Genomic DNA, 17,406 nt, shown 5'->3' on the forward strand with positions numbered 1-17,406 from the left:
AATATTTCGAATTCTGTAACGGTTGCCTCGCCTGTTCCTGCAATCCCCCCGCTGAGCGACCTACCACAAAGACGCATTTAGTTTCATTTACATCAATACAACGTCCAATTTTGCCGGGCTGCATCGCCGCCGGCATAGAAGAGATCAATGAATCACGTCTATCGAGTAGTCTTCAACGCCGCCGCCGGCGTGTGGCAGGCCGTCAGTGAAATCGCCCGCGGGCCGGCAAAAAGCAGCAGCCCTGCCCGGCGCCTGCGCCGTAGCGCCGCGCAACTGACGGGCGCAGTGGGCATTGCACTGGTCGCCACGGGCGCGCAAGCCGCGGGTGGGAATCCGCAGTACTGGGATGGCAGTCATTCCATCGCGAACGGCACGGTGGATGGCGCCTCGGGGATCTGGGATTACGCCAATACCAACTGGACCTCTTCCGACGGCTTGTCCAACCAGGCCTGGACTGGCGGCGACGCGGTGTTCGAAGGCACGACTGGGACCGTGGCGGTCGGCGGCCGGCACAACGTCAGCGGCATGACATTCAGCACCGATGGCTACAAGCTCGTGGGCGGAGCCAATGGCCAACTGACCACCAGCGGCAATATGGACATCGTGGTCCACCCGGCCGTGACCGCCACCTTGGGCGTGGCGATCGGCGGCAGCGGTGCGTTGAGCAAGTTCGGTGCAGGCACGCTGGTGCTCAACGGCGACAACAGCTACAGCGGCGTGACACAGCTCAGCGGGGGCCGTCTGGTGGTAGGCAGCAACACGGCCCTGGGTACCGGCGCCTTGTTCGCGCTCCCCAGCACCGTGCTTGATGCCAACAGGCAGGTGGCCCTGAACAACAGCGTGCAATTGCTGGGAAGTTTGGAGATAGGCGGAAGCGCCGACCTCACCTTGAACGGTACGGTTGGCGGCCCAGGCTGGCTGATCAAGAACGGCGCGGCCAACCTTACCCTGAACGGAACCAATAGCTACCTGGGAGGCGTCACGCTGAACGCCGGCACCTTGACGGTGGGCAACAATCAAGCCTTGGGCGGCGGCGCCCTGACCGTTGGCGGCAACTCGACCCTGACGGCCAACCAGGCTACCTCCCTGGTCAACCCCATCGCACTGAACGCCAACCTGGCGGTGACCGGCGACAATGACCTGAGCCTGAATGGCTCGATTTCTGGCCCCGGCCAATTGGTGAAATCCGGCAACGGCACGCTCAGCCTGGGCGGCGTCAACACCTCCTCCGGTGGTGTCGCCCTCAGCGGCGGCACCTTGGAGCTCAAACACGGTAGCGGGCTGGGAACTGGGATGCTGGTCACCAGCGGCACCGCCACCCTCAAGAATTCCCTACAGGGCGCCGCCCTGACGATCCCCATCAGCGTCCATGGCGACCTGACCGTGGACACGCCGCAATCGCTGCTGCTGGCCGGCCCTTTGAGCGGCACCGGCAAGCTGACCAAGACCGGTGCGGATGCATTGATATTTCATGCCAATAGTTCCTACGGCGGCAGTTTCGATATCGCCCAAGGTGTCGTCACTTTCAACACCAACACCTCTTTGGGGTCCCCTTCCTCCGTCAACCTGGCCACGGGCACCACCCTGAACCTGCCCGGCAACACCAGCATAGGCTCCCTGACCGGTGCAGGCATCACGAACGTCGGCCCGGGCAGGCTAAACCTAGGCGGCAACAACCTCGACAGCGTGTACGCCGGTCAATTCGTCGGCCTAGGCACGCTGAATAAGGTCGGCGCCGGCACGCTGGAACTTGCCGGCAGCAGCGACATGGTCGGCTTCAGCCAGGTCAGCGGCGGGACCCTGCAGGTCACCGGTGTATTCAATGGCGCCGGCGTGGCGGTGGGCAACGGCGCGACCCTGACCGGCAGCGGCACAGTCAGCGGCCAGGCGAACATCGCCAACGGCGGTCACCTGGCGGGCGCCAGCGGCAGCACGCTGAACCTCGGCAGTCTCGTCCTGTCGCAGACCTCCAACATCGATGTGGCGCTGGGTACTCCCATCACGGGAGGTACGTCGCTCTTCAACGTCGGCGGTTCTCTGACCCTGGACGGCACCCTGAACATCACCGACGCCGGCGGCCTCGGGGATGGCGTGTACCGCCTGTTCACGTACGGCGGCACCCTGACCAACAACGTCCTCGCCTACGGCACCTTGCCGGGCACATGGACCGTAGGCGAACTGAATCTGCAGACCGCGACAGGCAATGAGGTCAATCTGCTGGTCAGCTCGCCGAACCAGCGCACCCTGTTCTGGGACGGCAACATGGTGGTGCCCAACGGTGTTGTCGAAGGCGGCACCGGCGTATGGAGCGCCGGCGCCACCAATTGGACCAATTTCGACGGCACGATCAATAGCAACTGGACCAGCCAGTTCGCCGTCTTCCAAGGCAACACCGGCGTCGTGCTGGTGCAGGGCGAACATACCGTCAACGGCATGCAGTTCATGACCGATGGCTACAACCTGGTGACAGGCGCCGGCGGCAGGCTCAATGCGGTCAACCGCGATGGCGGCAAGTTCGCCGTGCGGGTCGATCCGGGCGTCACTGCGGCGATCAACGTGGACATCAATGGCACCGGCACCCTGCAGAAGCTGGACCAGGGCACGCTGGTGCTCAATGGCAACAATGGCTATCAGGGCGGCACCTTGCTGGCAGGCGGCACGCTCGTGGCCGGCAGCAACAACGCGCTGGGCACGGCGACCCTGACCGCTACAGGCGGCACCACGCTGGGCAACAACAAGGTGCTTACGCTGACCAACGGGATCGTTGTCGAAGGCCAGTTGAACCTGGGCGGCATCCATGACCTGACCCTGAACGGCGACATCGCCGGCAACAGCGGCGGCCTGAACAAGAACGGCAGCGGCACCCTGACCCTGGGCGGCAACAACGCCTTTGGCGGCACGATGGCGCTGAGCGCCGGCAGGCTGGTGCTGGCCTCCGGCAATCCGCTGGGTAACAGCATCTTGAACACCTTCTCCGGCACGCAGCTGGACAACAGCGTGGCATTGAGCCTGAACAACACGGTCAACCTGGCTGGCGACCTGAACCTCGTCGGCAACCAGGACCTCACTTTGAGCGGCCTGGTCAACGGCATAGGCGGCCTGACCAAGCGCGGCACGGGCAAGCTGACCTTGAACGGCGCCAACTCTTTCCAGGGCGGTGTCGACCTGACCGGCGGCAACCTGGCCGTGGGCCACGATGCCGCGCTCGGCGAGGGCACGCTGACCGTGCGCAACGCGGGAACCCTGGAAGCCAGCCGCGCGGTGACCCTGGCCAACAACGTGCAACTGAGCGCCTCCCTGGCGCTGGACGGCAGCAATGATTTCACCCTGAACGGGGTGATCAACGGTTCCACCGAGCTGGTCAAGAACGGCGCCGGCCGACTCACCCTCAATGGCGATAACCGCCATAGCGGCGGCACCACGGTCAATGACGGCAACTTGAGCCTGGGCAATGCCGCGGCGCTGGGCACCGGCATGCTGACTGTCACGGGCAACACGCAACTGGATACCGCCGGCCCGATGCGCCTGGGCAATACCGTCAACGTCGATGGCGCGCTCACGGTGGCGGGCAACAACAGCCTGATCCTGGATGGACAGCTCAACGGCAACGGCACGCTGCGCAAGTTCGGCACGGACGACCTCTCGCTTACCAGCAGCGCCAACACCTTCAGCGGCATGATCGATCTGCAAGACGGTAGCCTGACCACCGCGGGCAACAACGCGCTGGGCCAGAATGCCACCGCGAACGTGGCAGCCGGCGCCAATCTGTTCATCACCAATCTGGCTCGTCTGGCCAGCCTGAACGGCAATGGCACCGTGACGGTCTCGAATGGGAACAACCTGACCATCGGCGCCAACGGGGCCAACAGCAACTTCGGCGGCCAGCTCGACGGCAAGGGTTGGTTGACCAAGAGCGGCACGGGATCGCTGGTTCTTTCCGGCAACAACACGCTTACCGGCCAGACCTCGGTCAGCGCCGGCAGCCTGTGGGTAGACGGCTCGCTCGCCAGCACCAATGTGATGGTGTACAGCGGCGCTGCGCTGGGTGGAACCGGCAGCATCGCCGGCGACGTGACGCTGATGGGCGGCGCCACCCTGAACTTGACGGACGGCCACACGCTGTCGGTCGGCAGCATGGGGCTCGGCACCCAGTCGATCGTGAATGCCAGCCTGGGCGCCCCCGCCCTCGGCGGCGGCGCTGCCTTGGTGAACGTAGCCGGCGACCTGACCCTGGGCGGCACGCTCAATGTCAGCGACATCGGCGGCTTCGGCACCGGCGTGTACCGGCTCATGAACTATGGCGGCGACCTGTACGACAACGGCATGCGCTTCGGCAATATTCCCGGCAGCGTGCAAGCGGCCGACCTGACGTTGCAGACCGCCATCGCCAAGCAGGTCAATCTGCTGGTCGCCGCGCCCAACGTCACCGTGCAGTTCTGGGACGGCTCGCAAACCGTCGGCAACGGCGCGATCGAAGGCGGCAGCGGCACCTGGGACGGCGCCAACGCCAACTGGACCGGCGTCGACGGCAACGGGAACCGCGCCTGGGCTGGCAACTTCGCGGTGTTCCTGGGCGCCGCGGGAACGGTCACCGTCGCCGGCGCGCAAAGCATCACCGGCATGCAGTTCTTGACCGACGGCTATACCCTGGAGCGCGGTTCGCTGGGATCGCTCAACCTGGTCAACGGCGGTCAGGGCTATGCCGCGGTGCGCGTCGATCCCGGCGTGACCGCGACCATCAACGCCCCGCTCGTTGGCAGCGGCACGCTGGCCAAGCTCGACGCCGGCACCCTGGTGCTCAACGCGTCCAACGGCTACACCGGCGGCACGGCGCTCAACGGTGGCACGCTGGTGCTGGGCAACGACAAGGCGATGGGCAACGGTCTGCTGACCGCAGCCAACGGCACCACGCTGGACAGCAACACGGCAGTCACCGTGCGCAACAAGGTCGCGCTGAACGGCGCGCTGACGATCGCCGGTTCCAACGCCATGGAACTGAACGGCACCGTCGGCGGCGCCGGCGGCCTGATCAAGAACGGCGCGGCCAACCTGACCCTCAGCGGCGTCAACAGCTACGTCGGCGGCACCCTCCTGAACGCGGGCGGCCTGATCGTCGGCAACGGCGCTGCGCTCGGTTCCGGCACGCTGACGGTAGGCAGCGCAGCCACGCTGGACAACACCCAGGCGCTGGCGCTGGCGAACAACATTGCCCTGAACGCCGGCCTCGCCGTCCAAGGCAGCCACGACCTGACGCTCAACGGCAACATCTCGGGCGCGGGCAGCCTGACCAAGAACGGCGCCAGCACGCTGACGCTCAACGGCACCAACAGCTACACCGGCGGCACCTACGTCAACAGCGGCACGGTAGCGTTGGGCGCGGGCAGCAGCCTCGCCGCCACCGGCACCGTGACCGTGGCCAACGGCGCCACCTTCGACCTGTCGGCAGGCCAAGGCGCCCAGGTGTTCGGCACCCTCGCGGGCGCCGGCAATATCAAGATGGGAGCCAATTCCCTGCTGGCAGGCGGATCGGGCGACGGCATCTTCGCCGGCTCGGTCAGCGGCACGGGCACCCTGGTCAAGCAGGGCTCGGGCACGCAGACCCTGACCGGCGCCAACAGCTATACCGGCGGCACGCTGGTCGCGGACGGCACGCTGCGCGCGGGCTCCACCACGGCATTGGTCCAAGGCACCGGCTATCAAGTGCTGACGGGCGCCGTGCTGGACCTCAACGGCAACGCGCTGCTGGCCAGCAGCCTGAGCGGCGGCGGCACCGTGGCGCTAGGCGGCGGACGCTTGACCGCGGACATCGCGGCGGGCAGTGCGTCCACCTACATGGGCATCGTCGTGGGCAGCGGCGACCTGGTCAAAACCGGCGCTGGCGCACTCGCACTGACCGGCGGCAGCGCCTTCACGGGCGGCGTGCAGCTCAAGCAAGGCAGCATCGCCCTGGGCCATGCGCAAGGCCTGGGTACGGGCACGCTGGCCATGGACGACGGCACCGTCATCAGCCTGATCGCCAACGGCATGACCATCGCCAACAACCTGGCCATGACGGGCACGAATGACCCGGTCATCGACACCGGCGCCAACACGGCCACCTGGGCCGGCGCCATCACGGGCGGCGGCTTCCTCACCAAGCAGGGAACCGGCGTGCTGACGCTGACCAGCGCAGGCAACACCTACACCGGCGCGACCGACGTCGCGCAAGGCACGCTCAAGGCCGGCGCGGCCAACACATTCAGCAGCGCCTCGGCCCACACCGTGGCCAGCGGCGCGGTGCTGGACCTGGCGGGCTACAGCCAGACCGTGGCCAGCCTGAACAACAGCGGCACGGTCAATCTCAGCGGCGCCACGCCGGGCGCCGTGCTCAAGGTCACCGGCCCCTACGTGGGCAACAACGGCAAGCTGGGCGTGTCCACCGTGCTGGGCGCGGATGGCAGCGCCACCGACAAGCTGCTGTTGAGCGGCTCCAGCGCCATCGCCAGCGGCAGCACCACGGTGCAGATCGCCAATGCCGGCGGCCTGGGCGCGCAGACGGGCAGCCAGGGCATCCAGGTCATCTCCACCGAGAACGGCGCCAGCCTGCAACCCGGCAGCTTCACGCTGGCGGGCGGCCATGTCGATGCCGGCGCCTACGAGTACCGTCTGACCCAGACGGCACAGGGCGCCGCGCTGCACTCGACCAACACGCAGGTCAACCCCGGCCCCGGCACCGATCCTGGCACCCCCGCGCCTGCCTACCGCGAAGAAGTGCCGCTGCTGTCCTCCCTGCCCGCTCAACTGCGCCAGGCGGACATGGCGATGCTCGGCGACATGCGCAAGCGCATGGGCGACGACGTCGCTCAAGGCGCCATCGACCAGGACCCGAACCACCGCGCTTGGGCCCGGGTGCTGCGCACGGCTCCGACCATCACGCAGCAAGGCACGGTCAACCCCGAGAGCAGCGGCCACCTGACCGGCTTCCAAGCCGGCGTGGACGTGTACGCCAGCCGCAACCTCAGGGCCGGCCTGTACGTCGGCCAACTGGACGGCGACATGGGCGTGCGCGGCTTCTCCAGCGGCATGGAGCGCAAGTACGCGGGCTACAACAACCTGCGCGGCCGCTACGTGGGCCTGTACGGCACCTGGCAGCACGACTCGGGCCTGTACGCCGACGCCGTGATCCAGGGCGCCGACTACCGCAGCAGCCTGCGCACGGCCGACACCGGCGCCGGCGCCACCACCAAGGGCCACGGCTGGCTGGCCTCGCTCGAAGTGGGCAAGCCGATCGACCTGGGCAGCAGCTGGCAGCTCGAGCCGCAAGCGCAGATCATCTACCGCAAGCTCGACCTGGACGACACCACGATTAGCCTGGCCAAGGTCAAGAACGATGCGGACGACGACTGGACCCTGCGCCTGGGCGCCCGGGTCAAGGGCAGCTACAGCATCGGCGGCACCGTGCTGCAGCCCTTTGCGCGCGTCAATCTGTACAAGGCCAGCAACACCACCGACGTGGCCAGTTTCAGCGCGCCGGCCGGCACCACCGACATCCGCGCCAAGGGCGGCTATACCTCGACCGAACTGGCGGTCGGCGCCATGGTGCAGTTGACCAAGAACACCAGCCTCTACGGCGACGTGGGCAAGCTCTGGGCCAACAGCGGTGACAGCCGCGTCAAGACCGGCGCGCAGGGCTCCATCGGTTTGAAAGTGCTCTGGTAAGCCTCGTGGCATGGGCCGGGTAACCGGCAGCTAGCCTGACCAAGCCCGCAGCGGTAGATCCGCGGCGGGCTTTTTTTCTTCTGCCAGGCGCACGTCACGCCTGCTCCCGCTGCGTACTGGTGGTAGTCCTGTCTGCCATCCGCGGCCATCGAACCCGGCCCGACATTGCGCCTCACCAAAATCAGTGATTACCCAAACCGAGATTTTGTCTTACATTTACACTCTGTAATTGGATGTTAAGCGCACAAACACGCCGCTCAGGTTAGTGCGGGCGACTGTGTGCCCTGATGGCAATCGTCCGCCCCTCCCCATGATTTTCATTGCTGTTCAGGCAAGGCCGAATCCGGATTTTTGCCTAGCTAGCATTCGCTCAATCATTTGAAGGCATCAATGAATCACGTCTATCGAGTTGTGTTCAACGCCACCTCCGGTGTGTGGCAAGCCGTCAGTGAAATCGCCCGCGGGCCGGGAAAGAGCAGCTGCCCCGCGCGGCGTGCGCGCCGCAAGGCGGCGCAAACCGCGCTGGCGTTCGGCGCAGCCCTGGCGATTCCTGCGGGCGTTCATGCGCAACTGCTCTGGGACGGCAGCCATTCCGTCGCGAACGGCTCGGTGGACGGCGGCGCCGGAATCTGGGATGCCGCCAATACCAATTGGGCTTCCGCCGGCGCGCAGCCCAACCGGGCCTGGAATGGCGGCGACGCGGTATTTTCGGGCGCTGCGGGTACGGTATCGATAAGTGGACAGCAGAACTTCACAGGTTTGGAGTTCCTCACGGACGGCTACAACCTGGTGGGTGGAACAACCAGCCGCTTGAACGCGATCAACGGCCTGGGTGGAACGGTGGCCTTGCGAGTCGCCCCCAATGTGACCGCGACCATGGGCGTGACCCTAGGCGGCATCGGCACCCTGGAAAAGCTCGGCAGCGGCACCCTGGCGGTCAACGGGAACAATAGCTATACCGGCGGCACGCGGCTCAGCGCGGGCCGGCTGGTGGCAGGCAGCAATACGGCACTGGGCAGCGGCGACCTGACCGCGATGAACAACACCGTGCTCGACGCCAACCGCACCGTCACCCTGGCCAACAACGTGCAACTGCTGGGCGCCATGGGGATAGGCGGCAGCGCCGACCTGACCTTGAACGGCAGCATCGCCGGCATCGGCTCGCTGATCAAGAACGGCCCGGCCACCCTCACCCTGACTGGCGCCAACCTCTATCAGGGCGGCACCACGCTGAACGGCGGCGCCCTGGCCGTGGGCCACGATCAGGCGCTGGGCGCCGGCGGCCTGACGGTCGGGGGCAACTCGACCCTGACCGCCATTCGCGCCACGGCCCTGGCCAACCCCATTGCCCTCAATGCCAATCTGGCCGTCAACGGCGCCAACGACCTGAACCTGAACGGCCAGATCAGCGGCACGGGCCAACTGGTCAAATCCGGAACCGGCACGCTCAGCCTGGGCGGCAACAACAGCTACACCGGCGGTATCGCCCTGAGCGGTGGCACCTTGTTGCTCAACAACAATAACGCGCTGGGCGCTGGCGCACTGATCGCGTCCGGCACCGCCACGCTGAAGAACGCTCAGCCCATGGCGCTGGGGAACGCGATCAGCGTCAATGGCGACCTCACCCTGGAGACCTCCGCGATGTTGAGCGCGACCGGCCTCCTGAGCGGGAGCGGCAACCTGACCAAGGCTGGCGTCGACGAATTGGTGCTGATCGGCAACAACACCTATAACGGCAACCTCAATATCACTGGAGGCGTAGTCACCACCCTGGGCGGCTCGGCCCTGGGCAACCCCACCGCCGTCAAACTGGCTGCGGGCACCACGCTGAACCTCAACGGCGACACCGCAATAGGTTCCCTGAACGGTGGCGGCACCGTCAACATTGGGTCGCTGACTGCGTTGGCAGTAGGCGGCAGCAACACCGACAGCATGTATGCAGGGACACTGACCGGCAACGGCATGATGCGCAAGACCGGCACCGGCACACTGGAGTTGGCAGGCAGCAGCACGTTGGGCGACGCGATAGACGTCAACGGCGGCACCTTGAAAGTAAGCGGCTCCGTGAACGGCGGCGTGGCGGTTCATACTGGCGGAACGGTGAGCGGAAGTGGCTCGATCGGCGGCCTGCTGAGCGTCGACGACGGCGGCCATCTGGGCGGCGTCAGCGGCCGCACGCTGACCGCCGGCAGGATGGTCTTCACGCAGAATGCCAACATCGATGCCGCGCTGGGTTCTCCTACCACCGGCAACACCGCCCTCTTCAGGTCCACCAGCGACCTGACCCTGAATGGCGTGTTGAACATCACCGATGCCGGCGGTTTCGGCAATGGCGTCTACCGCCTGTTCGACTACGCCGGCGGTCTTACCAACAACATCCTCGACTACGGCACCTTGCCGGGCTCGATGCTCACGTCAGACCTGACATTGCAGACCGCGATCCCACACGAGGTCAACCTGATACTCGCCTCGCCAAACCGGGCGGTGCAATTCTGGGATGGCGGCAACACGGTGATGAACGGCGCCATCGAGGGCGGCAGCGGCGTGTGGAACGCCACAAACACCAATTGGACGGCTTCCGACGGGAATGGCAATCGGACCTGGCTTGGCCAGTTCGCCGTTTTTCAAGGCGCGGCCGGCACCGTGACGGTGGACGGCGTACAAACCAGCGACGGCATGCAGTTCATGACCGATGGCTATCAGCTGGTGAGCGGCGCCAACGGCTCGCTCAATGCAGTCAACCGCGATGGCGGCAATTTCGCCGTCCGGGTCGATCCGAACGTCACCGCGACGATCGGCGTGGACATCAACGGCAACGGCACCTTGCAGAAACTGGACCATGGCAAACTGGTCCTCAACGGCAATAACGGCTACGTCGGAGGCACACTGCTGGACGGCGGCACGCTGGTAGTAGGCCACAACAACGCGCTGGGCACCGGCGCCTTGACCGCCGCCGCAGGCACCACGTTGGCCAATGAGGCGGCTGTCACACTGAGCAACGACATCATTGCCAATGGCCAATTGACCCTGGCCACCGGCAACGACCTGACGTTGAATGGCGCCATCAGCGGTAGCGGCGGGCTCAACAAGATCGGCGCCGACGTTCTGACTCTGGCCGGAACCAACAGCTTCCACGGCTCGACGGTGCTTAACGCAGGCACACTCATGCTGGCCTCCGTCAATCCGCTGGGCAGCGGCGCCCTCGACACCGCCCACGGCACGCAACTGAACAACAGCCTCGATCTGAGCTTGGGCAACCAGATCAACTTGGCAGGCAATCTGACTCTGCGGGGCGACAAGGCGCTGACCCTGAACGGCCAGATCAACGGCGCAGGCAGCCTGACCAAGGTGGGCAGCGGCACGCTGACCCTGAATGGCGCCAATGCCTTCGCGGGCGGCGTCAACCTGATGGGCGGCAATCTTAGCCTGGGCAACGCCGCTGGGCTGGGCATCGGCACGCTGACCGTGGACGCTGCCGCCTCATTGGACACAAGCAGCGCGCTGACCCTGGCCAACAACGTGCAGCTGAATAACGCCCTCACTCTGAACGGCGGCAGCGACCTTACTCTCGATGGAGTGATAAGTGGCTACGGCCGCCTGATCAAGAATGGCGCCGGTACGCTGACCCTCAATGGCGTCAACAGCTATGGCGCCGGCACCTGGCTCAACGGCGGCGACCTGACACTGGGCAATGCGTCGGCGCTGAGTTCCGGCGTGGTGGTCGTCAATGGCGCGTCGCAGCTGAATACCAACGGCTCGATGAGGCTGACCAATGACATCCTTGTCAACGGCACGCTGGCGGTTGCGGGCAACAATCAACTGGGCCTGGCCGGCAGGCTCAGCGGCAACGGCACTCTGACCAAAAGCGGCTCCGGCAGCCTGGCGCTCAGCGGCGGCAGCACGTTCGGCGGCACCTTTGATCTGTTGGGCGGCAGCTTGGTCGTCTTGGGCACTGATGCGCTAGGCCACGGCGCCCGGACCAACATCGCGGCTGGAGCCGACCTTCAGTTGGCCTCCTCTGCCTCGCTGCGCAGCATATCCGGCAAGGGCACCGTATCCATCGGGGCCGGCCAAACGCTGACACTCACCGACACCGACGGCTTGTTGGGCAACACCTTCGGCGGCCGCCTGACCGGCGCCGGAATGTTGACCATGGTCGGCACCGGAATCGTGACCTTGTCCGGCGTTAACGATGTGACAGGGCAGACTACGGTCAAGGCCGGCACCTTGCAGGTCGACGGATCCCTGGACAGCGCAAGTGTTGTGGTCAACAACGTGGGCGTGTTGAGCGGCAGCGGCAGCGTTGCCGGCGCGGTGACGGTGGAGAACGGTGGTCGTCTGGACCTGGCCAGCGGCAGGACCCTGTCGGTTGGCGCGTTGGCGCTCGACGCCAGTTCCCTGCTCGAAGTGGCGCTCGGCGCGCCCACGGCAGGTGGCGGCAATGCCCTGCTCAATGTCGGCGGCAACCTCACCCTGGACGGCACGCTCAATATCAAAGACGTGGGTGGCTTCGGCACAGGTGTGTACCGGCTCATGAACTATGGCGGCAGCCTGACCGACAATGGCCTGAAGCTGGGCAGACTGCCGGGCGTCGTGAAGGAATCTGATCTGCAAGTGCAGACGTCCGTGAGCAATCAGGTCAACCTGCTGTACACGGCGCAGGATACCAGCGTGCAGTTCTGGGATGGTGCCAATACCATCGCCAATGGGGTGATCGAAGGAGGCAACGGCATCTGGGGCGGTCCCAGCATCGGCGACAGTTCCAACAATTGGACCAATGTCGACGGCACATCGAATCGACGCTGGGCCGGTGGCTTCGCCGTGTTCCAGGGCGCAGCGGGTACGGTTGAACTCGCCGACACGCAGAACATCACAGGCATGCAGTTCCTTACCGACGGCTACAAGCTTACGCGCTTTACGCGGGGGGCACTCAACCTGGTCAATGGCGCCCAGGGCAATGCCTCGATCCGGGTTGACCCCGGCGTGACCGCGACCCTCAACATCCCGATCATCGGCAGCGGTGCCCTGGGCAAGTACGATGCCGGGACCTTGGTGCTCAATGCATCCAACGGCTACACCGGCGGCACAACGCTCAATGGCGGCACGCTGGTGCTGGGCAGCAACTCTGCCCTGGGCACCGGTACCTTGACCGCTGCCGGTGGCACTACGCTGGACAGCAACCAGACTGTCATGTTGCGCAACAACGTCGTGCTCGACGGCGCGCTGAGCATTGCAGGCTCCAATACCATGGCCCTCGACGGCACGGTCAGCGGCAGCGGCGGCCTGGTCAAGGCTGGCGCGGCCAGTCTGTACCTCAACGGCCTCAACACCTACAGCGGCGGCACCTTGCTCAACGCAGGCAGCCTGATTGTCAGCAAGAACGCCGGGCTGGGCACCGGCGAGTTGACCGTGGACGGCACCGCCGCATTGGATGCCATCCTGCCGGTGGCATTGGCGAACAATGTGGTCCTCAATGCCGGCCTAGCCGTGCAGGGCAGCCAGGACCTGACGCTCAATGGCACTATTTCGGGTTCGGGCAGCCTGACCAAGAACGGCGCCAGCACACTGACGCTCAACGGCGCCAACACCTATACCGGCGGCACATACATCAACAGCGGTACGCTGGCGCTAGGTGCTGCCGGCAGCCTCGCGGCAACCGGCATCGTCAACGTCGCCGGCGGCGCCACCTTCGACCTGTCGGCAGGCCAAGGCGCCCAGGTGTTCGGCACCCTGGCGGGCGCCGGCAACATCAAGATGGGCAGCAACTCCCTGTTGGCAGGCGGTTCGGCCGACGGCATCTTCAGCGGCTCGGTCAGCGGCACGGGCACCCTGGTCAAGCAAGGCACGGGCACGCAGACCCTGACCGGCGCCAACAGCTATACCGGCGGCACGCTGGTCGCGAACGGCACGCTGCGCGCGGGCTCCACCACGGCACTGGTCCAAGGCACCGGCTATCAGGTGCAATCGGGCGCCACGCTGGACCTCAACGGCAACGCGCTCCAAGCCAGCAGCCTGAGCGGCGCCGGCACCGTGGCGCTGGGCGCTGGAACCCTGACCGTCAATTCCGCGGCTGGCAGTACGTCCTACTACTCGGGCATCGTCGTGGGCAGCGGCGGCCTGGTCAAGACCGGCGCCGGCGCGCTGACGTTGACCGGAGGCAGCGCCTTCTCGGGCGGCGTGCAGCTCAAGCAGGGCAGCATCGGCCTGGGCCATTCCCTGGGTCTGGGCACGGGCATGCTGTCCATGGACGACGGCACTGTCATCAACCTGATTGCCAACGGCCTGACCATCGTCAACAACCTGCACATGACGGGCACCAACGACCCGGTGATCGACACCGGCGCCAACACGGCCACCTGGGCTGGCGCCATCACGGGCGGCGGCTTCCTCACCAAGCAGGGAACCGGCGCCCTGACCCTGACCAGCGCGGGCAACAACTACACCGGCGCGACCAATGTCGCGCAAGGTACGCTCAAGGCCGGCGCCGCGAACACGTTCAGCAGCGCCTCGGCCCACAGCGTGGCCAGCGGCGCCGTACTGGACCTGGCGGGCTACAGCCAGACCGTGGCCAGCCTGAACAACAGCGGCGCGGTCAATCTCGCTGGCAGCACGCCGGGCGCGGTGCTCAAGGTCACCGGGCCTTACGTCGGCAACAACGGCAAGCTGGGCGTGTCCACCGTGCTGGGCGCCGACGGCAGCGCCACCGACAAGCTGCTGTTGAGCGGCGCTGGCGCCATCGCCAGCGGCAGCACCAGCGTGCAAATCACCAATGCCGGCGGCCTGGGCGCGCAGACCGGCAGCCAGGGCATCCAAGTCATCGCCACCGAAAACGGCGCCAGCCTGCAGCCCGGCAGCTTCACCCTGGCGGGCGGCCATATCGACGCCGGCGCCTACGAGTACCGCCTGGCCCAAACGGCGCAAGGCGCCGCCCTACATTCCACCAACACCCAACCCGGCCCCGCGTACCGCGAGGAAGTGCCGCTGCTGTCTGCCCTGCCCGCGCAACTGCGCCAGGCCGACATGGCGATGCTGGGCGACATGCGCAAGCGCATGGGCGACGAAGCCGCACAAGGCGCCATCGACCTGGACCCCAGCCACCGCGCCTGGGCCCGCGTGTTGCGCACGGCTCCCACCATCACCCAGCAAGGCACGGTCAACCCCGAGAGCAGCGGCCACCTGAACGGCTTCCAGGCCGGCGTGGACGTGTACGCCAGCCGCAACCTCAGGGCCGGCCTGTACGTCGGCCAGCTGGACGGCGACATGGGCGTGCGCGGCTTCTCCAGCGGCATGGAGCGCAAGTACGCGGGCTACAACAACCTGCGCGGCCGCTACGTGGGCCTGTACGGCACCTGGCAGCACGACTCCGGCCTGTACGCCGACGCCGTGATCCAGGGCGCCGACTACCGCAGCAGCCTGCGCACGGCCGACACCGGCGCCGGCGCCACCACCAAGGGCCATGGCTGGCTGGCCTCGCTGGAAGTGGGCAAGCCCATCGCCCTGGGCAACAGCTGGCAGCTGGAACCGCAGGCGCAGATCATCTACCGCAAGCTCAACCTGGACGACACCACGCTGAGCCTGGCCAAGGTGAAGAACGACGCGGACGACGACTGGACCCTGCGCCTGGGCGCCCGCGTCAAGGGCAGCTACAGCATCGGCGGCACCGTGCTGCAGCCCTTTGCGCGCGTCAATCTGTACAAGGCCAGCAACACCACCGACGTGGCCAGCTTCAGCGCCCCGGCCGGCACCACCGACATCCGCGCCAAGGGCGGCTACACGTCGACCGAGTTCGCGGTGGGCGCCATGGTGCAGCTGACCAAGAACACCAGCCTCTACGGCGACATTGGCAAGCTCTGGGCCAACAGCGGCGACAGCCGCGTCAAGACCGGCGCGCAGGGCTCCATCGGTTTGAAGGTGCTCTGGTAAGCCTCGTGGCATGGGCCGGGTAACCGGCAGCTAGCCTGACCAAGCCCGCAGCGGTAGATCCGCTGCGGGCTTTCTTTTGGCAAGGCCCCGGGCTTGCTACCCGCCCCCTGCCGCATCGGGAACGTCCGGGGACTCACCACACCCGGAACACCTGCCCCGTCTGCGCGCCTTCCACGCTGCGGCTGTAGGCCAGCGCGACGCGGCTGGCGGGCGCGGATTCGAAGCCCTGGAAGTACGGGCCGTAGGCATCCAGCGATTCCGTCAGGACCGTGGGGCTGACGGAATTGATGCGCACGCCCCGCAATTCCACGGCGGCCCCGCGCACAAAGCCGTCGATGGCCGAGTTCACCGCGGACGCGTTGGCGCCGTAGCGGATGGGTTCATCGGTCAGGATGCCGCTGGTGAGCGTGATGGAGCCGCCCTCGTTGACGTAGTGCTGGCCGATCAGCGCCAGGTCCACCTGCCCCAGCAGCTTATCGTGCAGGCCAATCTTGAACTGCTCGGCCGTCATTTCCGCCAGCGGGCCGAAATGCAGGCTGCCCGTGGTGGAGACGATGGCGTCCACCTTGCCCACCCGCTCGAACAGGGCGCGGATGCTGTCGCTCTGGGTCACATCCACCTGATGCTCACCACGCGATTTGCCCACGGCGATGATGTCATGGCGCTGGCCCAGCTCTTGGGCGACCGCGCGGCCGATGGTGCCGGTGGCGCCGATCAGGATGATTTTCATGGAAGACTCCGATTCGTATGTGTTGTTGGATGCGCCCGCGACACCGCCAGCGCCTGCATGCATTCTGGCCGAGGGCATATCCAGGAAAAATCCTAGAATGGTGGGTTCACTTCACACTCAGGGTGCGTAATCCATGGACCGCTTGCTCAGCATGGAAGTCTTCGTGGCGGTCGTCGAACTGGGCAGCCTGACCGCGGCGGCGGCCCGCCACGAGATGTCGCCCGCCATGGCGGCCAAGCACATCAAGGGTTTGGAAGCCCGGCTGGGCCTGAGGCTGATGAACCGCACCACGCGCCGCCAGAGCCTGACCGAAGCCGGCCAGGCCTATTTCGCCCGCTGCAAGGTGATCCTGTCGGACATCCGCGACGCGGAACAAGGCGCCGAGGCCATGCGCTCGGCGCCGCGCGGCCATCTGCGCATCACCTCCACCGTGACCTTCGGCTCGTTCGCGCTGGCGCCCGCCATCGCCGAGTACCTGTCCGAGTACCCCGACGTCAGCGTCGACCTGGCGCTGAGCGATGCCGTCGAGGACGTGGTGGCCTCGCGCTACGACCTGGCGGTGCGCATCGGCGAACCTGCCGACTCCGGCTTGGTCGCGCGCAAGATCGGCCGCTATCAGATGATCATCTGCGCGGCGCCGGCCTATCTGGAGCGCCATGGCACGCCGCAGAGCGCCCCCGACCTGGCGCGTCATCAGTGCCTGGATTTTTCCTACTGGAACCGGCGCACCGGCTGGCGCCTGAACGCGGACGAAGGCGGCGGCGCGGCCTACCCCGCCGGCCGCTTCGTGTCGAACAACGGCCAGGCGCTGCGGCAGGCGGCGCTGGCGGGATTCGGCATCGTGCTGCAGCCGGAACTGCTGCTAGCCGAGGACGTGCGCGCGGGGCGGCTGGTCCCGATCCTTGAGTCCGCCTGGCCCGCCGCCAGGCCGATCACGCTGCTGTATCCCAAGGACCGCAAGGCCCTGCCCAAGCTCACCACCTTCGTGGAATTCATGGTGCAGCGGTTCACCCGGCCGGCGAAGCAGGCGCGCGCATCAGCGCCCGGCTAGCTTC

4 protein-coding genes are annotated in these 17,406 nt (G+C 66.4%); 3 read left to right on the forward strand and 1 reads right to left on the reverse strand.

Annotated elements, in window-relative coordinates; all coding sequences use genetic code 11:
- Positions 1-147: 147 nt before the first annotated feature.
- A complete protein-coding gene (locus tag IPU70_RS00080) occupies positions 148-7,698 on the forward strand; it encodes an autotransporter-associated beta strand repeat-containing protein (protein WP_207464095.1) in 7,551 nt (2,516 codons plus the stop codon).
- Between the two features lie 390 nt (positions 7,699-8,088).
- Complete coding sequence (locus IPU70_RS00085) at positions 8,089-15,621, forward strand: autotransporter-associated beta strand repeat-containing protein (RefSeq protein ID WP_207464096.1); 7,533 nt, start codon at positions 8,089-8,091, stop codon at positions 15,619-15,621.
- A 133-nt stretch (positions 15,622-15,754) separates the two neighbouring features.
- On the opposite strand, the gene IPU70_RS00090 is transcribed toward IPU70_RS00085, so the two are convergent.
- On the reverse strand, positions 15,755-16,351 hold the full coding sequence (locus IPU70_RS00090; protein WP_207464097.1) for a short chain dehydrogenase: 597 nt from the start codon (positions 16,349-16,351) through the stop codon (positions 15,755-15,757).
- A gap of 133 nt (positions 16,352-16,484) precedes the next feature.
- Between IPU70_RS00090 and IPU70_RS00095 the strand changes: the two genes are divergently transcribed.
- A complete protein-coding gene (locus IPU70_RS00095; protein WP_207464098.1) occupies positions 16,485-17,402 on the forward strand; it encodes a LysR family transcriptional regulator in 918 nt (305 codons plus the stop codon).
- The last annotated feature ends 4 nt before the right edge of the window (positions 17,403-17,406 follow it).

Source organism: Achromobacter sp. SD115 (genome assembly GCF_017355315.1).
Lineage (GTDB): Bacteria > Pseudomonadota > Gammaproteobacteria > Burkholderiales > Burkholderiaceae_B > Achromobacter > Achromobacter xylosoxidans_B.

What these genes read in the sequence shown, in the direction of transcription:
- IPU70_RS00080 (WP_207464095.1), top strand. Translation starts at nt 148, where the DNA reads ATGAATCACGTCTATCGAGTAGTCTTCAACGCCGCCGCCGGCGTGTGG.
- IPU70_RS00085 (WP_207464096.1), top strand. Translation starts at nt 8,089, where the DNA reads ATGAATCACGTCTATCGAGTTGTGTTCAACGCCACCTCCGGTGTGTGG.
- IPU70_RS00090 (WP_207464097.1), bottom strand. Translation starts at nt 16,351, where the DNA reads ATGAAAATCATCCTGATCGGCGCCACCGGCACCATCGGCCGCGCGGTC.
- IPU70_RS00095 (WP_207464098.1), top strand. Translation starts at nt 16,485, where the DNA reads ATGGACCGCTTGCTCAGCATGGAAGTCTTCGTGGCGGTCGTCGAACTG.